This window comes from Burkholderiales bacterium (assembly GCA_035543335.1).
In the GTDB taxonomy this organism is placed as follows: domain Bacteria; phylum Pseudomonadota; class Gammaproteobacteria; order Burkholderiales; family JAHFRG01; genus JAHFRG01.
Window position 1 is genome coordinate 57,787 of the sequence record DASZZH010000026.1, and the last position, 21,351, is coordinate 79,137.

Sequence of the window (21,351 nt, forward strand, 5' to 3'; positions counted from 1 at the left end):
TTCCCATAAGAATGAAAGACGCCGGGCCCTTTGAAACCGCTATTTGTGCAACGGTTCCAGGCTGCACGATACCCGCCCTGTGCCTTAGACATAGCAAAAATCTGACAGCGGCAGCTTGCAAAATGTAAAATACGGAAATTTTGAATTGGGGCCTGAACGTTCGTGCGCGTCTCGCAATTTTTTCTGTCCACGCTGAAAGAAGCGCCTGCCGAGGCGGAGCTTGCCAGCCACCGCTTGATGTTGCGCGCCGGACTGATCAAGCGCCTGACCGGCGGCATTTACACCTGGATGCCGCTGGGCTTGCGCGTGCTGCGCAAGGTGGAAGCCATCGTGCGCGAGGAAATGGACAAAAGCGGCGCCATCGAATTGCTGATGCCCGCGGTGCAGCCGGCCGAGCTGTGGCAGGAATCAAAGCGCTGGGAGCAATACGGACCGGAGCTCTTGCGCATCAAGGACCGCCACCAGCGCGATTTCTGCTTCGGCCCCACGCACGAGGAAGTTATCACCGACATCGTACGGCGCGAAATCCGAAGCTACCGGCAGCTTCCCCTCAACCTCTACCAAATCCAGACCAAGTTCCGCGACGAAATCCGTCCGCGTTTCGGCGTGATGCGCGCGCGCGAGTTTGTGATGAAGGACGCCTACTCGTTCCACGCCGACAAGGCGAGCCTGGATCAAACTTACCAGCTCATGTACCACACTTACTCACGGATTTTCACCAGGCTGGGTTTGAGGTTCCGCGCGGTGGCGGCGGATACCGGAACGATTGGCGGTACCAGCTCACATGAATTTCACGTGCTTGCGGATTCGGGCGAGGATGCGATTGCGTTCTGCCCGGATTCCGATTACGCCGCAAACGTGGAGTATGCCGAAGCTCTACCCCCTGCCACACCGCGTGCCCCGGGAACCCAAAAACTACAAAAAGTAGCCACACCCGGGAAAAAAACTGTCGAAGAAGTTAGTGAATTCCTCAAAGTTTCTCCACAAAAAATCATTAAATCAATTATGGTGATGACGAAAAATAATGGAGCCTATCTTTTGCTTTTACGAGGGGATCACGCGCTTAATGAGGCAAAAGCATTAAAAATACCGGCCTTGGCAGATGGGTCCCGCCTGGCCTCGGAAGAAGAAATACAGAGCAACATGCATTGCAGGTCAGGATACATAGGTCCCGCAAATACTCACGTGCCTGCACTCTTAGATCGGGGTGTTGCTTCAATGAGTGATTTTATTTGTGGAGCAAACGAAGACGGTTGTCACTTCATTGGTGCCAACTTTGACCGCGACGTTTCATATGCTAAAGACGCAATTTTCGATCTCCGCAATGTGGTCGCCAGCGACCCCAGCCCCGACGGCAAAGGTGCGCTTGAGATTTGCCGCGGCATCGAGGTCGGCCACATTTTTCAGCTCCGCACCAAATATTCCGAGGCAATGGGCGCAACCTATCTTGACGAGAGCGGCAAGACCCGAACGATGGAAATGGGTTGCTACGGCATCGGTGTCTCGCGCCTTGTCGGCGCGGCGATCGAGCAGAACCACGATGAACGCGGCATCATTTTCTCGGGCCCAATGGCGCCCTTCCATCTCGCCATCGTGCCGATTGGCAAAAGCACCGAAGTGCGAGCCCAAGCGGAAAAACTTCACGCTGAGCTCTCGGCAAACGGCATCGAGGTGCTGCTCGACGACCGCGACGAGCGCGCGGGAGTGATGTTCACCGACATGGAGCTCATCGGCATCCCGCACCGCCTGGTGATCGGCGAGCGCGGGCTCAAGCAAGGCCAGGTCGAGTATCAGGGTCGCCGCGACAAGGAACCGCAGCCGATCCCTCTCCGGGATTGTGCGGAGTTTATTAAAAACAGATTATGCGCAAGCTGATCGGTTGTTGGCTGCTGCTGTTCAGCCCGCTCGCTTTCGCGGGCGCGCAAATCTACGAACCGCTTTCCGCCAGCGTACGCGCAGTGATGCAAAAAGCGGTAAGCGACAAGGCAAGCCCCCGGCTCGCTTTCGGCTCAGAAGCCGAAGCCAAGGCCTGGCTGGATGAAATGTCGCGGCGTCTCGGCGACCGCATTCCCGACGCCAAAACGCGCAAGGATTTTCTTACCACCGTGCATTACGAAGCAACCCGCGCCGGGCTCGACCCACAACTGGTCCTGGGCTTGATCCAGGTGGAAAGCCGCTTCAGGAAATACGCCGTGTCCAAAGCCGGCGCGCGCGGCTACATGCAGGTAATGCCGTTCTGGGTCAAGGAGATCGGCGCCAGGGAGCACAATCTGTTTCACCTGCGTACAAACTTACGCTACGGCTGCACCATCTTGCGCTATTACCTCGATAAGGAAAACGGCGACCTGTTCCGCGCTCTGGGACGCTACAACGGCAGCCTGGGGCAATCGAATTATCCGAACCGGGTGGTGCGGACCTGGATCAACCAGTGGAAATATCCATTACGGGGAAAGCCCAGCCGCGTCCAAGCGGACCAGCGGGTTCCCTTCCATTCGGTCCAAAAAGACTTTCTCTCCCCGACCGCCTTTCTTGAACCCCATGAACTGTTCCACGCTCTCGCGGGTGACCGCGCCGACATGCCGCATCACCATTTTGCCATGAGGGCTGAAAATGAAGGTGGTGGGCAGGCCGTTCACCCTGCCGATTTGCGCGGCGATTTCGTCATTGCCGAGCACCATCGGATAGGACATGAACAGGTTGTCGGCAAACTCGATGACCACCTTCGGGTCCTTGTATTCCATGGCGATGCCGATTACTTCGACCTCTTTGCGGTGCGCTTCATACAGCGACACCAGGCCGGGAATTTCCTCGAGACACGGCGGGCACCAGGTCGCCCAGAAATTCACCAGCACCCATTTCCCCTGATAATCGCTGAGGCGGTGAGTTTTACCTTTGGTGTCAGTCAAAACAAAGCCCTCCGCCTGGACCGCGTATGACAGCAACATCAATCCAATAACGAAAATTAAGCGGGTCATGTCAAAATCCGGCTTGGCTGACGATGAAACAAAGACTGATGGGGCCTGCGGGAAGTTCCCGGATAGCAGGCTTTGCAACAAGCGGGCGGAAATGCTCTGTCCTATTACATTTTCGGGGCCGACACGCCTATCGGCGCCATGCAAATCATACTAAAATGAAGGAAAAATGCCGAAACCAGCCGCCCATAAAACGGCCCGCCTGTATTTTGCCTCCAGCGCCCGGGGCATTTAAGCTTAGAGATACTGTCAACTTAAGATAATAACCTATGCCACTCAAAATCAGTTTGCCCCAGTCGGGTGAAAGCCTTAAGCTCAAGGCGGAAACGCGCCCCAAACAGGTAAAAACCTGGCTGGAAGCTTTGCCTCTTGCCAGTATCATGGAAGCGGCGCACAGCGTTTCCGACGCGCTGAATTCGCTGAACCGTGTGCCGGTCAAGGACCACTTGCGGCTCAAGCTGCTCGAGCTCTACACGCCGGCGATTGACAATCTGGTGCAGGAACTCCGGCCCAAATACGCCCTGGCGGGCTTGCCGCTGCCGGAAAAGAGCCGCCAGGCGGCAACTCTGGCGCGCACCCTGTTCACCGAGCTGGCGTATGGCTACAAAATGGTTCTGCTCGAGCGCCTGGACAAGCGCCTGAGCTTCCGCGGTACCCACCTGCACTTGATCATCCAGCGCACGGTTGCCGCTTTAAGCAAGGTCTTGTGCGTTTTTTACAATACCTATTCACCGACTCCGGAAGGCATCTGGTCGGAAATCCACCAGCTGGCCCAGTTCGCCCTGCAGCGCAATCTGCATGACCAGCCGGTGGACGGCGGCAAGCACAGCATCAGCAGCACTTACAAGCAAACCCTGTTCCTGGCGCTCGCCAATCCCTACCGGCTGATGCAGGGCGAAGCCGGCCGGGTTAACGATTACCTCGCCACCCACAGCAACCAGGCGAAGCTTTTCCCCTTGCAGCCGACCCAAGGCAGCTCCGGTTTATTTCTCATCAATCTGGAAAGCGACGGCCCGCCCAAATCCGCCGATCAGGAGGGCAATATTGATCCGCGCAACCACATCCTGCTCGGCACCGACGCGCTGGTCTCCACGTTGCACGAGCAAATCGCCAAACTCGAATCAGGCCGGCCGCCGAAGCAGCTTAATCTGCCGGATTACGCCAAGGACGCGGCGTATCTCAATCTGATGCGGAGGCTGCTCAAGGACTGGACGGCAATGCCGCGGCGCAGGTTCAAGCGCATGGCCAACAACGATACTATAGAAATCTGCGTCGGCCTGCGCGCCACCTGCCATTTCCTTGCCGAGACCGGCACGGAAGGAGAGTCTCTGGATTTTATCGGCAACCGACCCGCCAAAACCGCTTCAGCCAAGATAGCCGAAGGCCAATTCCCGGTAAGCCAATGGACGGTCACCAACGTAAGCGTCAGCGGGCTGAGATTGAAGCGCCTCTCAGGCGATAACGTGCAAATCCGCGTTGGCGATGTCATCGGCATGCGCGTGCAGGGCGGCCAGCAGTGGAACATCGGCGTGGTGCGTTGGGTAATCAGCGACGAACCCGAGAACTTCGAGCTGGGGGTGCAAATGCTGGCGCCGTCAGCCACGGCGGTTACCATCAAGCCGGTGGTCTCCGGTCCCAGGGAGACCTTTCGGGCTGCGCTGCTGCTGCCGGAGATCCGCCAGTTGCAGCAGCCGGCCACCATCATCGCTTCGTCTGCCACTTTCCGCAGCAAACTGGAATATCTGCTTTATGAGAACGGCATGGTCAGCAACGTGCGCGGCATGCGCCTGGTCGAACAAACGGCGAGTTTCGATCAGTTCCAGTACAGCGTTGAATAAATTCAAACTGCAGGCGTCTGTCCGTTTGGGTTCCGGCTGAACAGAGTTTTCAGCGGTGTTTTCATCTCTCCCTGCTCAAACAGGTTGTGCAAAAAAGCATCGGGCAGGCCGCTGTCCAGCGCGGGATGGGCGCGCTCCGGATTAAACACGAACAAGCGGTAGACGTCGCCAACGGTAAGCGTTTCGGGGTCGCGCGCTAAAACCCAGCCTTCGCCTGCCGCCTTGCGCACCCAGCTGGCACTGTTAAGCCGCTGCAGTACTTCTTCCAGCTCTTCAACCCCCAGTTGTAATTGCTTGCGCAATTTCGGCAGGCTCGTCACTTCGCCGGTTTTAAGCGAGTGATGCAGCACCTGCAATACCCGCAACGCGTAGTAAAACTGGTACCCGGGCACCCGTTCCTGGATGGTGGTTTCCCCGCGCCAGCTCGTTAGCGCCGCGGCAATCACTGCCCCCAACAGAACCACCAGCCAGGAGAGATAAATCCACAGCAAGAAAATCGGGATGCTGGCAAAAGTGCCGTATACCAGCTTATAGGTCGGTACATGCGCGATATAGAACGCAAAACCACGCTTCATGAATTCAAACGCCACTGCCGAAGCGATTGCACCGGTGAACGCATGTGAAACGGGGACATACCGATAAGGTACGGTCACAAACAGCAGCGCAAATGCGATTGCGGAGAGTAGCACCGGCGTAACATTGAGCAGGAACACGCCCAGTTCGGGCAGCATGTGCCTGGTCAAACCCAGGGAAGCGCTGAGAAGCCAGGAGGTAAGCGACAAGCTTGCGCCTATCAATAAAGGCCCTACCGTCAGCACCGCCCAATAAATCAACAAGCGATTGATGAGCGGCCGCAGGCGGGTAACGTGCCAGATGGTGTTTAGCGCGCGGTCTATGGTAAGCATCAGCATCAGGGCCGTCACTACCAGGAACACAATCCCCACGGTAGTAAGGCGCGCGGCATGCTCGGTGAATTGCTTCAAGTAAACACTGATGACCTTGCCCGCCGCCTGCGGCACCAGATTGTTCCAAATGAAAGCCTTGAGCTCGGCGGAAAATTCCGAAAACACCGGGAACGTTGCCAATACCGCGAGCGAGACGGTAATCAGCGGCACCAGCGCGAGCAAGGTGGTGAAGGTGAGGCTTCCTGCCACCTGCAGGCAGCGGTCTTGCCTAAACCGCTTCAGGACAAAGCGCAAATAGCTGGCGCCGGAGTAGACTCTTCTGGGCATGAACAAGGATGGTTGTTCGGGTACTATATAATACCGGCGATTCAGCCAAAAAACTAAGGAATCTCTGATTAAGTCCTACGCGTGCGCGACGGTGCGCTGGTCCTCGCGACAGACGCGAAGCGAGGAGCGACGTGTGCTTGACGTACACCAGCGACGAGCGACAAAGTATGGCGCAGGACCAGCCCGTCCCGCAGGGTTGCGGCGAATGGGCGGTCATTTGCGGCAAACCCTCACCCCATCCCTCTCCCGCAAGCGGGAGAGGGGGGCGTTCGTTCCTTCTCCTCCGGGGAGAAGGTTAGGATGAGGGCGGCTCGGGCTTGCGTTACTACGGAGTAGGGCTGCGCCCTCGCGCCTTGCATCTGGCCGCTCCTCGCCGCAACGCGTCACGCGGGGGACTTAATCAGAGGTTCCCTATCTCATGAAAGATATTCTGGTCCTCTATTACAGCCACTATGGCGCGGTGAAACAAATGGCGCAGGCCGTGGCGCACGGCATTGAGCAGGTAAAAGGCATGAAAGCGCGCATCCGCACTGTACCCAAAGTATCCACGGTGTGTGAAGCGGTGGAAAAGGACATTCCCGACGCCGGCGCGCCTTATGCAGAGCTTAGGGATCTTGAAGAATGCATCGGTCTTGCAATGGGCAGTCCGACCCGCTTCGGCAACATGGCGGCGCCGCTCAAATATTTCTGGGACGGCGCCGGCAGCCTGTGGATGAAAGGCACGCTGATTGGCAAACCCGCGGCGGTGTTCACCTCCACCGCCTCCATGCACGGCGGGCAGGAAACAACGCTGATTTCGATGATGCTGCCGCTTTTGCATCACGGCATGGTGATCGTGGGCATTCCTTACTCCGAGCCGGAGCTAACCAGTACGAATGCCGGAGGCACGCCCTACGGCGCCAGTCATACGGCGGGCCCGGCGAGTGACAAGCCGATTACCGAAGAAGAACGTAAACTTTGCTTGGCGCTCGGCAAACGGCTCGCTGAAACCGCGCTGAAACTAGCCGCATGAGCTACCGGGCAGGCAGCGCAGGCCGAAAGCAACCTGCATGAGCGTTGCAGTTGAAGCCCGCCGGCTGCTGCGCAAGAGTCGTCACGGCGTGCTCACCACGCTTTCAAAAAAATTGAAAGGTCACCCTTTCGGCTCCGTTGTTCCTTATCTCCTCGACCACCAAGGACGGCCGCTGATTCTCATCAGCACTCTGGCGGAACACACCAAAAACATTGATCACGACGGCCGGGTGAGTCTCTTGGTGCACGAACCCGGCGCCAATGTGCAGGCGGAAGCGCGGGCTACTTTAATCGGTGATTGCGCCCGGGTTGCCGATCAGGAAGCGGCAAAGCCGCGTTATTTGCGTTATTTTCCAAATGCCGAAAGCTATTTTGCCACCCATGATTTCTTTTTTTACGGTATCGAGCCGAAAACCGTGCGCTACATCGGCGGCTTCGGTGAGATTCACTGGATTTCCAAGGAAAGCTTTGCGCCGCCTGCGAATCAGCTTGAAGCGCAGGAGGAGGCGATTATCGTGCACATGAACCAGGATCATGCGCAAAATTTGCGCGGCTATTGCCGCCACTATCAAGGCAAGAAAGCAAAGAATGCCGAAATGGTGGGAATAGACTGCGACGGGTTTGATGTCCGCGCCGATGGAGAATTATTACGCTTTGATTTCGATAATCCCGTACTCGACGCCATGCAGGCGCGGGAAGCGCTGGTCAGGATGGCCAAGAAAAGTAAAACCTGAACATGGCGGTACTGAGATAACACGATGTACAGCGGCGTGTTGCGACGGAAACTAACGTGCTAAGTGAGCAGCGCTCGGCTGTTTGCGCGTCCGCTCGGGATTGAGGGGTTAGCTGGCATTGTTGCCCCGTTTGTTCGCCAGCTGCTTACGCCACTGGTTCCCGAGTCCGTCATGCAAAGAAGACAGGCGCGGACCCAGTGCCCTAAGCAAAGCGACTGCATCTGTACAAGTTGGAAATCCGACCGCAGGATAAAACAACTTGGCATCACCAGTGTCAGTCTGCCGCTTAGGCGCAAGTTGATACTTGGAAAATACCCCTGGCACTTCGTCCTCAAATGCGCTAAGGCAAACAACAATTGCGACGCGCGAAAACACGCCAGCCACAGATATCGCATTGTGAATGTTTAGCGAATCAATCCCAAGCGAGCCCTCTGAGAAGTCAGGATCGCGCGTCTCCGCCAGAGAGATCGCGAGAGTGAGCTGGCCCCGAATGTCGTCAATGGGTCGAAGTATCCGTTCGCGGAGGGTGTATTTGACTGTGTATACATGGCGAGGGTGCGTAAAGACCCACCAGAGGCCTTCAAATTTCCACATCCAGCGCACGACTAGCTCGGCTTCGTTGTCCGAAAGACCTTTTCGGGCTTCGATGTCGTCAAAGACTCTAGACATTGGTGATTCGATCTCGCGACCGAAATCAGAATTGCAGCGCTCGCAAAGTGGGAGGGTAGCGTTCAAGGCGGATACTCCATCCCTTCCACCCCAAGAGATTCCGTCGCGGACGGTTCCCGTTCTCTCCACCAGCCAGACGGGAAAGAAATGTTCTTTGTTCATCTTGCGGCCCGATTCGCCGCAAGCTGCGCACACTTGCTTAAAAAGTTTCCCAGCGCCGGGCGCGACCATGGACGCCAGCTAACGAGCAAGCTCACCGGCGCGCCGCTTGCGGCGCGTCGCTCTGCAAGCCGTTGTTACGTTGCGCATGTGTCAGCTCTTGAACTCGTCAAAGAACCGATGATCGATCTCGAACGTAGTGCGGGAAGCAAGCCCAAGTTCGAGTTTTTCTAGCAATGAGACGAGTGCCTGGCCGTCCACAAGTTCTATTGGTGGTACACCGTCACGTACGGCCTCAGCTTGAGCCTCAGTAGAAAACGTACCTGTGGTTAGTACCAGCCCCTTATCCGCGCGGCCCATCATGGCACCGCGAAAATTCCTGACTTCCGGTGACCCAACAGCCCCACGATAGCGCTTGCACTGGAAAAGAACCTTGAAGCTGACAAACGTACTGACTTGAAGAATTCCGATGCCGTCAATTCCGCCGTCTCCAGATCGACCTGTTACTTTCACCTGCTGAAATCCGGACTCTCGAAGCAAGCGCTGACAGAGCCTTTCGAATCCCGCCGGTGGCAACGACTGCATGATGTCAAGCACTCGCTCTCGGTAGGAGCGGTCAATCTCTTCGGGCGCGGGCCGTGATGATTCCTGTTGGACGACCTTTTCAAGTTGGTCGTCGGTCAGTGGACGGGCCTTCGCAACTGAAGCATTTTCGGTGCTAGAGCGCCGAATGATCTCGGCAATCTGTTCGTCGGACAGTGTTCCCGCGGCGCGTCCTTGCTCCGTCAGCGACCAGACGCTCCTCGTAGACGAATCAAGGAATCCAGTCCGCACGAGGTAAAAACGCACCCAAGCGACGTCATTCTCAAACTGTGAATTCCCGCTTGGATTTTCCTTATCCCTATCCGTTTGAGAAATGTCGAGATGCTCCGCTATCCAGTCGCAAACCTCACCGGGCCTTGCGGACCCACCAAGAGCCCGAAGCGCATCCAGTACAGGATTGAAATACTTCGCAAAGCGCGTCCGTGTTGAGCGCGTAGTTAGAACGCGATCAGTGGCTTGTAGGGTCTGTCGGCGGATTAAGGGCATCCCAGAGCACATCTGCGTTTCGTTTGAGGGCCTCAGTCGACGTTCCATACTTCGGCAGTAGAGCGTCGAGGAGTTTGCATATGGCAAGATCTCTTTTTCGGACATTGTTCCGGATCGCGCGCAGCTCTTCGATCACCTCTAGCCGTCCTTTCGGATCCGTAAACCGTGGAGTGTTCTTAGTCATGTATCCATGGATGACGGCGTTTCGTTGATCCACGCCCTCGCGCAGGAAGGATTCGAAATCGCTCGGGAACTCGATCTGCCCCTTTAGGGCTGCGACGAGCCCGCCGAGCGTTTTCTCGGAATGAAAATCCCAGGAGGCCTGGAACGCCTGACCAGCAGAGGGTAGACGTTGCTCTGACATAAGGGCCAGAAGCAGACAAAGGCTGTTCTCGAATAACTGACAGATGTAGACCGTGGCTCCGAACTCCAGCATCACCGGGTCGAGTGTTTCGCGAACGTGGCTGCGCGCATCCGTCATGGGCATCTTCGCGTTCTAACTAGTTATTGACACCTAAAAAGGTGTAATTAATTGCGCCAAATTCAGCATGATTTTGTCATCCTACACCAGAATCAGGATGTCATGAGAGACCCGTTTTGGCTTGAGAAATATTCCACTCTGTGAGCCGCCAGGCGACGAGGACAAATCGGGGGAATTCGAGCGAGCACTGTCTGAGCACGTGGCCGCGAAGCGAATCGTGCGAGTTGCGCAGCGCCCGATTTGGCTGAGGCGCGCAAGGAACCCGCAGGACGGCGAACCGGGGTCGCCTTTTCTTTGGTTAATTTCTTTTGGCGACGCAAAAGAAAGTAACCAGCCGCCGGGCTGCCCCCGGCGAATTTGGGGGTTCCCCTCACTCCCTTCGGCAAGCCTGTCCTGAGCGTTCGCGCTCATCGACTCGCTCCCTTCGACAAGCTCAGGGCGAACGGTCGAAGGACTCAGGACAGGCTCTCCACCCTCTCCCGCAAGGGGAAAAGGTTTAATACGGAGAAACAAAAAGTCCGAGTCCGGGGCGCGTAGCTCGCACGAAACTGAGCGCGAAGTTGGGCATCTGGTCACGCCGCAAGCTTCGTCACGCGGAGTTGCTTGCGTCGCTGTTCCGCATGCCACAGGTCATACTGCGTCTGCTGATTTAGCCAGCTCTCAGCAGAGGTGTCAAAAGCGATCGAGAGGCGCACAGCCATCTCCGGACTAATGCCGGCACGGCCGTTCAAGATGGCAGAGAGAGTCTTGCGGCTGACGCCAAGGCCCTTCGCCGCTTCAGTCACCGAAAGGCCGAGCGGCTCCAGGCAAAGAGACTTAATGATTTCTCCGGGATGGGGCGGATTGTGCATACGCACGGCAATTCCTCTAATGGTAATCCTCGTAATCGACTTGATCCGCATCTTTTCCGACAAAGGTAAAAGTCACTCGCCAATTTCCGCTGACCTTTACGGCCCATGTGCCCTTGCGCTCGCCTTTTTACCGGTGAAGAGCAAGGCCGGGAAGGCCCATATCCTCTGGCGCCGTCGCGGCACTCAGGCGGCCAAGAATGAGTCGCAGACGTTCAGCGTGTGGAGGCTGGATGCCGGATTTGGAGCCGGTCTCGAAGAACCTGACCAAACCCTTGTGCTTGAATCCTGTTGCGGATCACACCGACTAGTGTAACCGATGTAGTTACGGGTTACAAGGTACCCAACTAGATAGTGTACTGAATTGCGACTCGGGGAACATTCTTCACGACAGCACTTTAATACCCTCTGTGAGCCGCCAAGCGGCGAGGACAAATCGGGGGAAGTGAAGCGAGCACTGTTTGAGCACGTGGCCGCGAAGCGGATCGTGCGAGTTGCGCAGCGCCCGATTTGGCCGAGGCGCGCAGGGAACCCGCAGGGCGGCGAGGCGGGGCGGCTGTTGGCTCCAGCGCGGTGTTAGGCGACTCGTGGATTGCACTTCTTCTATTGTTTATCGAGATGGAGCCTATGCAAAATACGGTGGGCGAACGGCGCTACCAATACGGACGCCACAGCAATGAAAGCTAAGCCTGAAAATAGAGCGTAAAAGGAAGCGAAGAGCTTCGCCATTGGTTTGTGAAGAGGATCCACTGGTCCCATCCCGCTCAGAATCATCGAAGCATTCAGTAACGCATCCAGCCATGGCAACTCTGCAAAGTAGTGGTAACCGACAACTCCAATCCCCAAACCAAAGCCCAGGACAAAAAGGGCAAGTATCACATGACGCGCAACGCGCCTTGCAAAGGTAGCACGGCTCAGGAGATGCTGCGTCCGATGTTCGTACATGACCCGAGTCGCCTAATTAGATATAGACACCCGAAAAGGTGTAATTAATTGCGCCAAATTCAGCACGATTTTGTCATCCTACACCAGAATCAAGATGTCATATGAGAACCCTTTTGGCTTGTGAAATATTCCCCTCTGTGAGCCGCCAAGTGACGAGGACAAAGCGGGGGAATTGGAGCGAGCACTGTCTGAGCGCGTAACGCGCGAGTTGCGCAGGGTCCGATTTGGCTGAGAAGCGCGGTGTGCCACGGCTCACGGTAGGCGAAGTCTTGTTGAAAGAAGGCGAGTTCGCCGCAAATAACACTGTCACTTCCGTGGCACTTGCCACTGCTCCCGCACCCCAGGCTTCGCCGACCGTGTCACAGTGGCTATCCCTTAGGGGCGGCGAGCCGAGATCGCCTTTTCTTTGGTAATTTTCTTTTGGCCGCGCAAGAGAAAGTAACCAGCCGCCGGTGCGCCTCGGATCACGGTGAGCGCAGCTTTGTGCGGAGACGAGGAGCAGGGCTGAAAGAAACACTGTTAGCCGAGGCTTATGCGGCCGCTCCCGCACCCCAAGCTTCGCTGACCATGTCGCGGCCGCCCACCTATGAATTTGGGTTTTCCCCTCACTCCTTCGACAAGCCTGTCCTGAGCGTTCGCGCTCATCGACTCGCTCCCTTCGACGGGCTCAGGGCGAACGGTCGCTAGGACTCAGTACAGGCTCTACCGGCCAGCCAAATCAAACCGTCATTGCCTGCGGGTTGATTCTCTCCAGTTTGCTGTGCAATTTATTGAGCGCGCTCAGATAAGCTTTCACCGAAGCGACCACGATATCGGTATCCGCGCCCAGGCCATTGACAATGCGCCCGCCCTTGGAGAGCCGCACCGTCACCTCGCCCTGCGACTCGGTGCCGGTAGTGATGTTGTTGACTGAAAAAAGCTGCAGCTCGGTGCCGCTTTTGGCGATGCTTTCGATCGCCTTGAACGAAGCATCCACCGGACCACTGCCGTGCGATTCGGCGCGCCGCTCCTTGCCTGCTTCGGTGATCACCACGCTGGCATAAGGCTGTTTGCCGGTTTCCGAATGCGCTTTGAGCGACACCAGCTTGAAATGCTCCTGCACATGCGCCGCCGCCTCTTGGGAAACCAGCGCCTGCAAATCCTCGTCGAAGATTTCATGCTTCTTGTCAGCAAGCTCCTTGAAGCGCACAAACGCGGCGTTCACCGCGTCCTCGGATTCAAGCTCGATGCCGAGTTCGTGCAAGCGGTTCTTGAACGCACTGCGCCCGGAATGCTTGCCCAAAACCAGTTTGTTGGCGCCCCAGCCCACATCCTCGGCGCGCATGATTTCGTAGGTCTCGCGGCTCTTCAGCACCCCGTCCTGATGGATGCCGGATTCATGCGCAAACGCGTTGGCGCCGACTATGGCTTTATTGGGCTGCACGGTGAAACCGGTGATGCCCGCCACCAGGCGGCTCGCCGGAACAATCTGGGTGGTGTCGATGCGCGTATCGCACGGGAAAATATCCTGGCGGGTGCGCACCGTCATGACGATTTCCTCCAGCGCGGCGTTGCCGGCGCGCTCGCCCAGGCCGTTGATGGTGCACTCCACCTGACGCGCCCCTTGCAATACCGCGGCCAGCGAATTGGCGACCGCGAGCCCAAGGTCGTTGTGGCAGTGCACCGAAAAAACCACCTTGTCGGAATTGGGTACGCGCTCGCGCAATTGCTTGATGAGGTTCCCGAACTGCTGCGGCACGTTGTAGCCCACCGTGTCGGGAATGTTGAGCGTGGTGGCGCCGGCTTCTATGACCGCCTCCAGCACGCGGCAAAGATAATCCACTTCCGAACGCCCGGCGTCTTCCGGCGAAAATTCCACATTATCGGTGTACTGGCGCGCCCATTTAACCGCTTTCACCGCCTGCTCCAGCACTTGGTCCGGCGTCATGCGCAATTTTTTCTGCATGTGAATCGGCGAAGTGGCGATGAAGGTGTGAACGCGCGGACTTGCCGCGCCCTTGAGCGCCTCGCCGGCACGCGCAATATCGCTTTCGATGGCGCGCGCCAGGCCGCACACCGTGCTGTCCTTGATGGTGTTGGCGACCGCCCGCACCGACTCGAAGTCGCCGTTGCTCGCCGCCGGGAACCCGGCTTCAATCACATCCACGCGCATGCGCTCGAGCTGCCGCGCAATGCGCACCTTCTCCTCGCGTGTCATCGAGGCGCCGGGGCTTTGCTCGCCGTCGCGCAAAGTGGTGTCAAAAACAATCAATCGTTCTTTCATGTCCGTCTCCGAATGCTGGAAATTGCGATGCAGGAACCGCTTTCAAGCGTTCCCGGGAATTCATAACTAAATGATGGAAAAGAGTGTGTTTAGCGCGCGAGGCGCAGCAGCAGACCTGCCAGCAGAATGCCGGCAAGGCGGGAAACTAAGCTAATGCTGCAAATGGAACTCATGGTGCAGGAAATATAATGCCTTTTGGGCGAATATGCAAGAAGCGGGCTTAATGGGTGACGGGTCAGTTAGAAGCCGTTCGTGGTGAGCCTGTCGAACCATGAACGGCCGTTCCCCTTCGACAAGCTCAGGACGAACGGCCTATTCTGACCCAATTGACCGACTACACCTTAATGGGGCAGTGATTTATCCCCGGAGGAAGCGCTGGCAACAGGTTTGTTCTTTCTCAGTTCCCAGAACCACATAACATAGCCGGACAGCGCGTAGCCGACGAAACCACTGAAGAGCACGATGGGCGGATCCACGGAAATCAGCACGAACGACATCACCAGGAACAGCATGAACACGAACGGCACGCTGCGGCGCAAATTGATGTCCCTGAAACTGTAATAGCGGATGTTGCTCACCATGGAGAGGCCCGCGAACACCGTCACCCCCCAGGCCAGCCAGCGCACGTCGCCCCCTTTTACCTGATAATCGTTCATCACCCACACCAAGCCCGCAATCAGCGCCGCCGCCGCCGGACTGGGCAGTCCCTGAAAGAAACGTTTGTCCGCCACTTCAAGATTCGTATTGAAGCGCGCCAGCCTGAGCGCCGCTCCCGCGCAGTAAATGAAAGCGGCGATCCAGCCGAGTCTGCCCATGCCCTGCAGCGCCCAGACGTAAGACACCAGGGCCGGGGCCGCACCGAACGAGACCATGTCGGAGAGGCTGTCGTACTCGGCGCCAAACGCGCTCTGGGTGTGGGTGAGCCGCGCCACCCTGCCATCCAGCCCGTCAAGCACCATCGCCACAAAAATACCGATGGCGGAATACTCGAAGCGGCCGTTCATCGCCTGCACGATGGAATAAAAACCCGCAAACAAGGCCGCGGTGGTAAAGAGGTTCGGCAGCAAATAAATGCCGCGCCTGGGAAGCTTTCCTCTCAGCAGCCACTTGTTCGGTCGTTCCGGATCGTACATTTCCACGGCTTACCTCTTCGGGCTATCTCTTCGGCAATTCCGCCAGCACCGTTTCCGCTGCGTACACTTTCTCGCCAATGCCGGCTCTCACCGTGGCATCCAGCGGCAGATACACGTCCACCCTCGAGCCAAAGCGGATGAAGCCGTAGCGCTGGCCGCGCACCAGCGCATCGCCGCTTTTGACGTAACAGAGTATGCGCCTGGCAATCAATCCTGCAACCTGCACGCAGGTCACGTCAAAACCGTTTACCGTTTTAAGCCACAGTGCCTTGCGCTCATTATCCACCGATGCCTTTGAGAGCGCCGCGTTGATGAACTTGCCGGTATGATGCCAATCCTTTTCCACCACCCCGTCTACCGGGCTGCGGTTGGAATGCGCGTTGAACACATTCATGAACACGCTGACCTTGAGCGCGTCACGCTGCAAATAAGGATCCTGGCAGCGCTCCACTGCGACGATGCGGCCGTCCGCCGGCGATACTACAGTATAGCCGTCGCCGGGGACATTGCGCGGCGGATCGCGGAAAAATTGCAGGATGAAAAGACTCGCGAGCCAGAACGGCGCCGACCACAACCAGCCGGCAAACAGAACGACCAACACGGAAACAATCACTGATGCCGCCAGAAAAGGCCAGCCTTCGCGGGCGATGAGGGGATGGGGGTAATCCATAGGCGAGTTCAGTGTTGAGTGTTGAGTGTTGAGTGTTGAGTGCAAAACCAACGTCAGCTCCATTATTTCACTCTCAACTCCAAACCCCGAACACTCAACTTTCAATTAGTTTCTAGACTGATCCACTAATTTGTTCTTTTTGATCCATGGCATCATGCTGCGCAATTTCCCGCCCACCTGCTCGATGGGGTGCTGGGCGGCGATGCGGCGCATGGCCTTGAGCGTGGGCATGCCGGCGCGGTTTTCCAGGATGAATTCCTTGGCAAACTGCCCGCTCTGGATATCCTTGAGGATCTTTTTCATTTCGGCGCGGGTCTTGTCGTTGATGATGCGCGGTCCGCGGGTGAAGTCGCCGTATTCCGCCGTGTTGGAAATCGAGTAACGCATGTTGGCAATGCCGCCTTCGTAAATCAGGTCGACGATGAGCTTCACTTCGTGCAAGCATTCGAAATACGCCATTTCCGGCGCATAGCCCGCTTCCACTAGCGTCTCGAAACCGGCCTGAATCAGCGCGGTGAGGCCGCCGCACAGTACCACCTGTTCGCCAAACAAATCGGTTTCGCATTCCTCGCGGAACGTCGTTTCAATCACGCCGGCGCGCGCTGCGCCGATGGCCGCTGCGTAAGACAGCGCAATGTCGCGCGCTTTGCGGGACGCGTCGCGGTGTACCGCGATCAACGACGGCACACCGCCGCCCTGGGTATAAGTCGAGCGCACCAGATGCCCCGGCCCTTTAGGCGCGATCATGATCACATCGAGGTCGGCGCGCGGCTCGATCTGGCCGAAGTGGATGTTGAAACCGTGCGCGAACGCCAGCGCGGCGCCCTTTTTGATGTTGGGCTCGATGTCGTCGCGGTACACCTGCGCATGGCTCTCGTCGGGAAGCAGAATCATCACCACATCCGCGCCCTTCACCGCCTCGCCGACTGCCTTGACTTGCAGTCCGGCTTTTTTCGCCTTATCCCAGGACGCGCCGCCCTTGCGCAAACCCACCGTCACTTTCACGCCCGAATCCTGCAGGTTGTTGGCGTGCGCGTGACCTTGCGATCCGTAGCCGACGATGGTGATTTTTTTCCCCTTGATGAGGGATAAATTGGCATCCTTGTCGTAATAGACTTTCATGTTTTCCTCTTGAGCTAGACTTTAAGTATGCGTTCGCCGCGGCCGATGCCGGAAGCGCCGGTGCGCACCGTCTCCAGTATCGCACCGTGCTCCAGGGCCTGGAGAAAGGCGTCAAGCTTAACCCCCGGCCCGGTGAGTTCGATGGTGTAGGACTTGTCGGTGACGTCGATGATGCGGCCGCGGAAGATGTCGGCCATGCGCTTCATCTCCTCGCGGTCTTTGCCCGCCGCGCGCACCTTCACCAGCATCAATTCGCGCTCGATATGCTCGCCATCGTTCAGATCCACCACCTTCACCACTTCCACTAGTTTGTTCAGTTGCTTGGTAATCTGCTCAATCACATCATCCGAACCGGTGGTGACGATGGTCATGCGCGAGAGAGTGGAATCTTCGGTGGGCGCCACGGTGAGCGACTCGATGTTGTAGCCGCGCGCGGAAAACAGCCCGGCGACGCGGGACAGCGCGCCCGCCTCGTTTTCCAAAAGCAAAGAAAGAATATGCCGCATTTTCAGCTAAGCGTTAAGTGTCAGGCGTTCGGCGTTGAGTGTGATGCGCGTCAGATGGGTTTCACTCAACCCCCAACACTCAACACCAAACTGCGTTTTAAAGGTCTTCCGCCAGGATCATTTCGGAAATGCCCTTGCCGGCGGCCACCATCGGGTAGACATTTTCCGACTGGTCGGTGATGAAATCCATGAACACCAGGTCATCCTTGCGCCTGAACGCTTCCTTGAGCGCCGGCTCGACATCGGAAGGCTTCTCGATTTTCATGCCGACATGGCCGTAGCTCTCGGCGAGCTTTACAAAATCAGGAAGCGCATCCATGTAGGATTCCGAGTAGCGGTTGCCGTGGAAAAACTGCTGCCATTGCCGCACCATGCCCATGTAGCGGTTATTGACGTTCACGACTTTGATCGGGAGCCGGTACTGCTTGCAGGTGGAAAGCTCCTGGATGCACATCTGGATGCTGGCTTCTCCGGTGACGCACGCCACCGTCGCTCCGGCATTGGCAAGCTGCGCGCCCATCGCCGCGGGCAGGCCGAAACCCATGGTGCCCAGCCCGCCGGAATTGATCCAGCGCTTGGGCTTGTCGAACTTGTAAAACTGCGCGGCCCACATCTGGTGCTGGCCGACGTCCGAAGTCACAAACGCCTCTCCCTTGGTAACTTCATAAAGTTTTTCCAGCACGAACTGTGGCTTGATGATGGCGCTGGCGCGGTCGTATTTCAGGCAGTCCCTGGATTTCCACTGCTGGATCTGCGCCCACCAGGCCTTGATCGCCGCGGCATCCGGCCGCTCTTTCGAGGTTTCGAGCAGCTTGGTCATTTCCTCGAGCACGTCTTTGACGTTGCCGACGATCGGCACGTCCACTTTCACGCGCTTGGAAATCGAGGAAGGATCGATGTCGATGTGGACAATTCGGCGGTTGGGATCGTAGAAATGCTTGGGGTTGCCGATCACGCGGTCGTCGAAGCGCGCGCCGATCGCGAGCAGCACGTCGCAATGCTGCATCGCCATGTTGGCCTCATAGGTACCGTGCATGCCCAGCATGCCGACAAACAGCGGGTCGGTCGCCGGATAACCGCCCAAGCCCATCAGCGTATTAGTGCAGGGGAACCCGAGCAGGCGCACCAGGCGCGTCAATTCCTTGGCGGCATCGTTGAGAATCACCCCGCCGCCGGTATAGATCATCGGGCGCTTGGCTTCCATCAGCAGCTGCACCGCTTTCTTGATCTGCCCGGAATGCCCCTTGGTCACCGGTTTGTAGGAGCGCATGCTGACGGTTTCCGGGTACTCAAACTCACATTTGTGCTGCGTCACATCCTTCGGGATATCCACCAGCACCGGGCCGGGGCGACCGGTGGTGGCGAGGTAAAATGCCTTTTTGATGGTGACGGCCAGGTTTTTCACGTCCTTCACCAGGAAATTGTGCTTGACGCAGGGACGGGTGATGCCCACAGTGTCGCATTCCTGGAATGCGTCGAGCCCGATGGCGTGAGTCGGCACCTGGCCGGTGATAATGATCAGGGGGATCGAATCCATGTAGGCGGTGGCAATGCCGGTCACCGCATTGGTCACGCCGGGACCGGACGTGACGAGACACACCCCGATTTTATTGGAGGAACGGGAATAGCCGTCGGCGGCATGCACCGCACCCTGCTCATGCCGCACCAGGATATGCTTGACCTTGTCCTGCTTGAAGAGCTCGTCGTATATAAACAGCACCGCGCCGCCGGGGTAGCCGAAAATATGCTCGATCTTTTCTTCCTGCAGGCAACGCACTACAATCTCTGCGCCCGTCAGTTCCATCGCCTTAAGCCGCTAAATAACTTGAAGAATCTTAAACACTACCGTGTAGCCGATTTTTGGTCAAGTGCAAAATGCCCGCGACGGCGCGATTGGCGCACTGCAGGCTGCGCTCACCTCTTCTCGCAAGGTTGAATTAACTGGCTACCTATCAGGAACTCTCCGATTTTCTGGCGGAAGTGGAACGCCGCGCTTTCAAGCAGGCGCTGTTCGCGGTGCGCGACGAAGAAGCCGCGCTCGACATTGTCCAGGACTCGATGCTGAAGCTTGCGGAAAAATACGCCGGCAAGCCGCCGGCGGAATTGCCGATGTTGTTCCAGCGCATCCTGCAAAACACCATCCGCGACTACTACCGCCGGCAAAAAGTCCGGAATCTCTGGACCACCCTGGTATCCGCCCTCACTCCGGGCGATGCGGACGAGGAGCACGATCCCCTCGAAACCCTGCGCCCGGCTGACAGTTCGAACGAGGGGAGAGGCCCCTTGGAACGGCTTGAACAGGGGCAAACCGTTGCTATTATTGAACAAGCGCTGGAGACTCTGCCAGCGCGTCAACGCCAGGCGTTTCTCCTGCGTTATTGGGAAGATATGGATGTCGCCGAGACTGCCGCCGTCATGGGTTGTTCGGAAGGCAGCGTTAAAACGCATTGTTCCAGGGCCACCCACACCCTGGCCGCAATCTTGAAGCAACGAGGAGTGGAATTATGAACGAACAAGAATTGGGCAGCCAAATCGCCCGCCATCTGGAGCGCGGGGTGGACCAACTCAAGCCGGGCATGCTCTACCGCTTACAGTCTGCACGCCGCAACGCACTGGAAAAATACCATCCCAAAGCCTCGGGCTGGGCGTGGGGCGGTTCTGTTTCCTGGTCTGGCTCGATGCTGAGCGTGAAGTTTCTGCTGCCGCTCGCGGTGCTGTTGGCCGGCCTGGGCGGAGCAATTTACTGGCAAAATCTGCAGCAAAGCAGCGATTTTGCGGAAATCGACTTGCATCTGCTGACCGACGACCTACCAATCAACGCTTATCTCGACAAGGACTTTGAGGCATGGCTAAATCGCTCTTAACAGTGATACTGCTATGCTTCTTCTCCACCGCTTTTGCCGCGCCCGCTGGCACCAAAGCACCCGCCTGGACGGAGCTCACGCCCCAGCAAAAGCAGATTCTTGCCCCGCTCGAACCGGAGTGGAACAATATGGAACCGCAGCGGCGCAAGAAATGGATTGGAATCGCCGAGCGCTACCCGAAAATGACCCCGGAACAGCAGCAGCGGCTGCAGCTGCGCATGCGCGAATGGGCGAAACTCACGCCGCAGGAACGTCAGCAGGCGCGCGAGAAATTCAAGAACATGAAGCAGCTACCCCCGGAAAAGCGGCAGGAAATCAAGAAAAAATGGCACCAATACCAGGAAGAGCGTAATCGCCAAACAGCGCCTCAAGCGCCTGCCGACACACCTGCCCCTTTTGCCCCCCAGCCTGCGCGTTAAGTCGGGCTTTCCTTTGCCGGATACTTTCCCTGCCGCCAGCCTGCGCCGCCGCCTGGCCAGCCTCTTCTATGAAGCGTTGCTCCTGGCTGCGGTGCTGTGGGCGGCGGGCGCCCTGTTCACCCTGATCGTGCCTGACGCAACCCCCTTTTTGCCGCAAGCGCTGCTGCGAGCTTTTTTGCTGGCAGTGGCTTTCGCTTATTTCGCCTGGTGCTGGACGCGCGGGGGGCAAACACTGGCGATGAAAATCTGGCGCATCCGGGTATTGAGCGCAAGCGGCCTGCCGCTTACACTGAGGCAAGCATTACTGCGCTTTGTGCTGGCGGTTTTGGGAATCGGCCTGGCGGGATGTGGATTGCTCTGAGCTTGGTTCGACCGCGACCGCCAGTTTCTGCACGA

21 protein-coding genes and 1 pseudogene are annotated in these 21,351 nt (G+C 57.5%); 9 read left to right on the forward strand and 13 right to left on the reverse strand.

Going from position 1 to position 21,351, the window contains the following annotated elements; translation table 11 throughout:
* Positions 1–162: 162 nt before the first annotated feature.
* The 3 genes from VHE58_07015 to VHE58_07025 all read left to right on the forward strand — a co-directional run bounded on the left by VHE58_07015 (position 163) and on the right by VHE58_07025 (position 4,810).
* Positions 163–1,875: a proline--tRNA ligase gene (locus VHE58_07015; protein ID HVS27030.1), complete on the forward strand. Its 1,713-nt coding sequence runs from the start codon at positions 163–165 to the stop codon at positions 1,873–1,875.
* Entirely contained in the window at positions 1,863–2,936 is a 1,074-nt protein-coding gene (locus VHE58_07020; protein ID HVS27031.1) for a lytic transglycosylase domain-containing protein, read from the forward strand. Before VHE58_07015 ends, VHE58_07020 begins: the two co-directional genes overlap by 13 nt.
* Positions 2,937–3,241: 305 nt before the next feature.
* Positions 3,242–4,810, forward strand: coding sequence for a hypothetical protein (locus VHE58_07025; protein ID HVS27032.1), 1,569 nt, complete (start codon positions 3,242–3,244; stop codon positions 4,808–4,810).
* 2 nt (positions 4,811–4,812) lie between these two features.
* Here VHE58_07025 and VHE58_07030 read toward each other — a convergent pair whose 3' ends face one another.
* Entirely contained in the window at positions 4,813–6,042 is a 1,230-nt protein-coding gene (locus tag VHE58_07030; protein HVS27033.1) for a YihY family inner membrane protein, read from the reverse strand.
* A 418-nt stretch (positions 6,043–6,460) separates the two neighbouring features.
* Between VHE58_07030 and wrbA the strand changes: the two genes are divergently transcribed.
* Both wrbA and VHE58_07040 read left to right on the forward strand, forming a co-directional pair.
* On the forward strand, positions 6,461–7,054 hold the full coding sequence (wrbA, locus tag VHE58_07035; GenBank protein HVS27034.1) for an NAD(P)H:quinone oxidoreductase: 594 nt from the start codon (positions 6,461–6,463) through the stop codon (positions 7,052–7,054).
* Between the two features lie 37 nt (positions 7,055–7,091).
* A complete protein-coding gene (locus VHE58_07040) occupies positions 7,092–7,787 on the forward strand; it encodes a DUF2470 domain-containing protein (protein HVS27035.1) in 696 nt (231 codons plus the stop codon).
* Positions 7,788–7,895: 108 nt separating this feature from the next.
* Here the strand turns inward: VHE58_07040 and VHE58_07045 are convergent, their stop codons facing one another.
* The 12 genes and pseudogenes from VHE58_07045 to VHE58_07100 form a co-directional block, all read right to left on the reverse strand.
* Positions 7,896–8,618, reverse strand: a complete 723-nt coding sequence (locus VHE58_07045) for a hypothetical protein (GenBank protein ID HVS27036.1) — start codon at positions 8,616–8,618, stop codon at positions 7,896–7,898.
* A 150-nt stretch (positions 8,619–8,768) separates the two neighbouring features.
* On the reverse strand, positions 8,769–9,752 hold the full coding sequence (locus VHE58_07050) for a restriction endonuclease (GenBank protein HVS27037.1): 984 nt from the start codon (positions 9,750–9,752) through the stop codon (positions 8,769–8,771).
* A complete protein-coding gene (locus tag VHE58_07055) occupies positions 9,667–10,185 on the reverse strand; it encodes a hypothetical protein (protein HVS27038.1) in 519 nt (172 codons plus the stop codon). Before VHE58_07055 ends, VHE58_07050 begins: the two co-directional genes overlap by 86 nt.
* A gap of 572 nt (positions 10,186–10,757) precedes the next feature.
* Positions 10,758–11,036, reverse strand: a complete 279-nt coding sequence (locus tag VHE58_07060) for a HigA family addiction module antitoxin (protein ID HVS27039.1) — start codon at positions 11,034–11,036, stop codon at positions 10,758–10,760.
* A 16-nt stretch (positions 11,037–11,052) separates the two neighbouring features.
* A pseudogene (locus VHE58_07065) lies at positions 11,053–11,319 on the reverse strand (type II toxin-antitoxin system RelE/ParE family toxin).
* Between the two features lie 317 nt (positions 11,320–11,636).
* The gene (locus VHE58_07070; GenBank protein HVS27040.1) at positions 11,637–11,978 is read right to left on the reverse strand and encodes a two pore domain potassium channel family protein; all 342 of its coding nucleotides are present in this window, start codon (positions 11,976–11,978) and stop codon (positions 11,637–11,639) included.
* 718 nt (positions 11,979–12,696) lie between these two features.
* Positions 12,697–14,241, reverse strand: coding sequence for a 2-isopropylmalate synthase (locus VHE58_07075; GenBank protein HVS27041.1), 1,545 nt, complete (start codon positions 14,239–14,241; stop codon positions 12,697–12,699).
* Between the two features lie 341 nt (positions 14,242–14,582).
* Entirely contained in the window at positions 14,583–15,374 is a 792-nt protein-coding gene (gene pssA / locus VHE58_07080) for a CDP-diacylglycerol--serine O-phosphatidyltransferase (protein ID HVS27042.1), read from the reverse strand.
* Positions 15,375–15,396: 22 nt separating this feature from the next.
* On the reverse strand, positions 15,397–16,044 hold the full coding sequence (locus tag VHE58_07085) for a phosphatidylserine decarboxylase (protein ID HVS27043.1): 648 nt from the start codon (positions 16,042–16,044) through the stop codon (positions 15,397–15,399).
* A 105-nt stretch (positions 16,045–16,149) separates the two neighbouring features.
* Positions 16,150–17,166: a ketol-acid reductoisomerase gene (ilvC, locus tag VHE58_07090; protein HVS27044.1), complete on the reverse strand. Its 1,017-nt coding sequence runs from the start codon at positions 17,164–17,166 to the stop codon at positions 16,150–16,152.
* A 14-nt stretch (positions 17,167–17,180) separates the two neighbouring features.
* On the reverse strand, positions 17,181–17,672 hold the full coding sequence (gene ilvN / locus VHE58_07095; protein ID HVS27045.1) for an acetolactate synthase small subunit: 492 nt from the start codon (positions 17,670–17,672) through the stop codon (positions 17,181–17,183).
* Between the two features lie 97 nt (positions 17,673–17,769).
* Positions 17,770–19,476 (reverse strand): acetolactate synthase 3 catalytic subunit, encoded by a 1,707-nt coding sequence (locus tag VHE58_07100; GenBank protein ID HVS27046.1) that lies wholly within the window; start codon positions 19,474–19,476, stop codon positions 17,770–17,772.
* Between the two features lie 137 nt (positions 19,477–19,613).
* Between VHE58_07100 and VHE58_07105 the strand changes: the two genes are divergently transcribed.
* From VHE58_07105 to VHE58_07120, 4 genes are read left to right on the forward strand one after another with little or no spacing between them, the layout of a single operon-like run.
* On the forward strand, positions 19,614–20,180 hold the full coding sequence (locus tag VHE58_07105; protein HVS27047.1) for an RNA polymerase sigma factor: 567 nt from the start codon (positions 19,614–19,616) through the stop codon (positions 20,178–20,180).
* A complete protein-coding gene (locus tag VHE58_07110) occupies positions 20,177–20,536 on the forward strand; it encodes a DUF3619 family protein (GenBank protein HVS27048.1) in 360 nt (119 codons plus the stop codon). Before VHE58_07105 ends, VHE58_07110 begins: the two co-directional genes overlap by 4 nt.
* A complete protein-coding gene (locus VHE58_07115) occupies positions 20,518–20,955 on the forward strand; it encodes a DUF3106 domain-containing protein (protein ID HVS27049.1) in 438 nt (145 codons plus the stop codon). The genes VHE58_07110 and VHE58_07115 overlap by 19 nt, the downstream gene beginning before the upstream one ends.
* Before the next feature lie 13 nt (positions 20,956–20,968).
* Positions 20,969–21,316 (forward strand): RDD family protein, encoded by a 348-nt coding sequence (locus tag VHE58_07120; GenBank protein ID HVS27050.1) that lies wholly within the window; start codon positions 20,969–20,971, stop codon positions 21,314–21,316.
* The last annotated feature ends 35 nt before the right edge of the window (positions 21,317–21,351 follow it).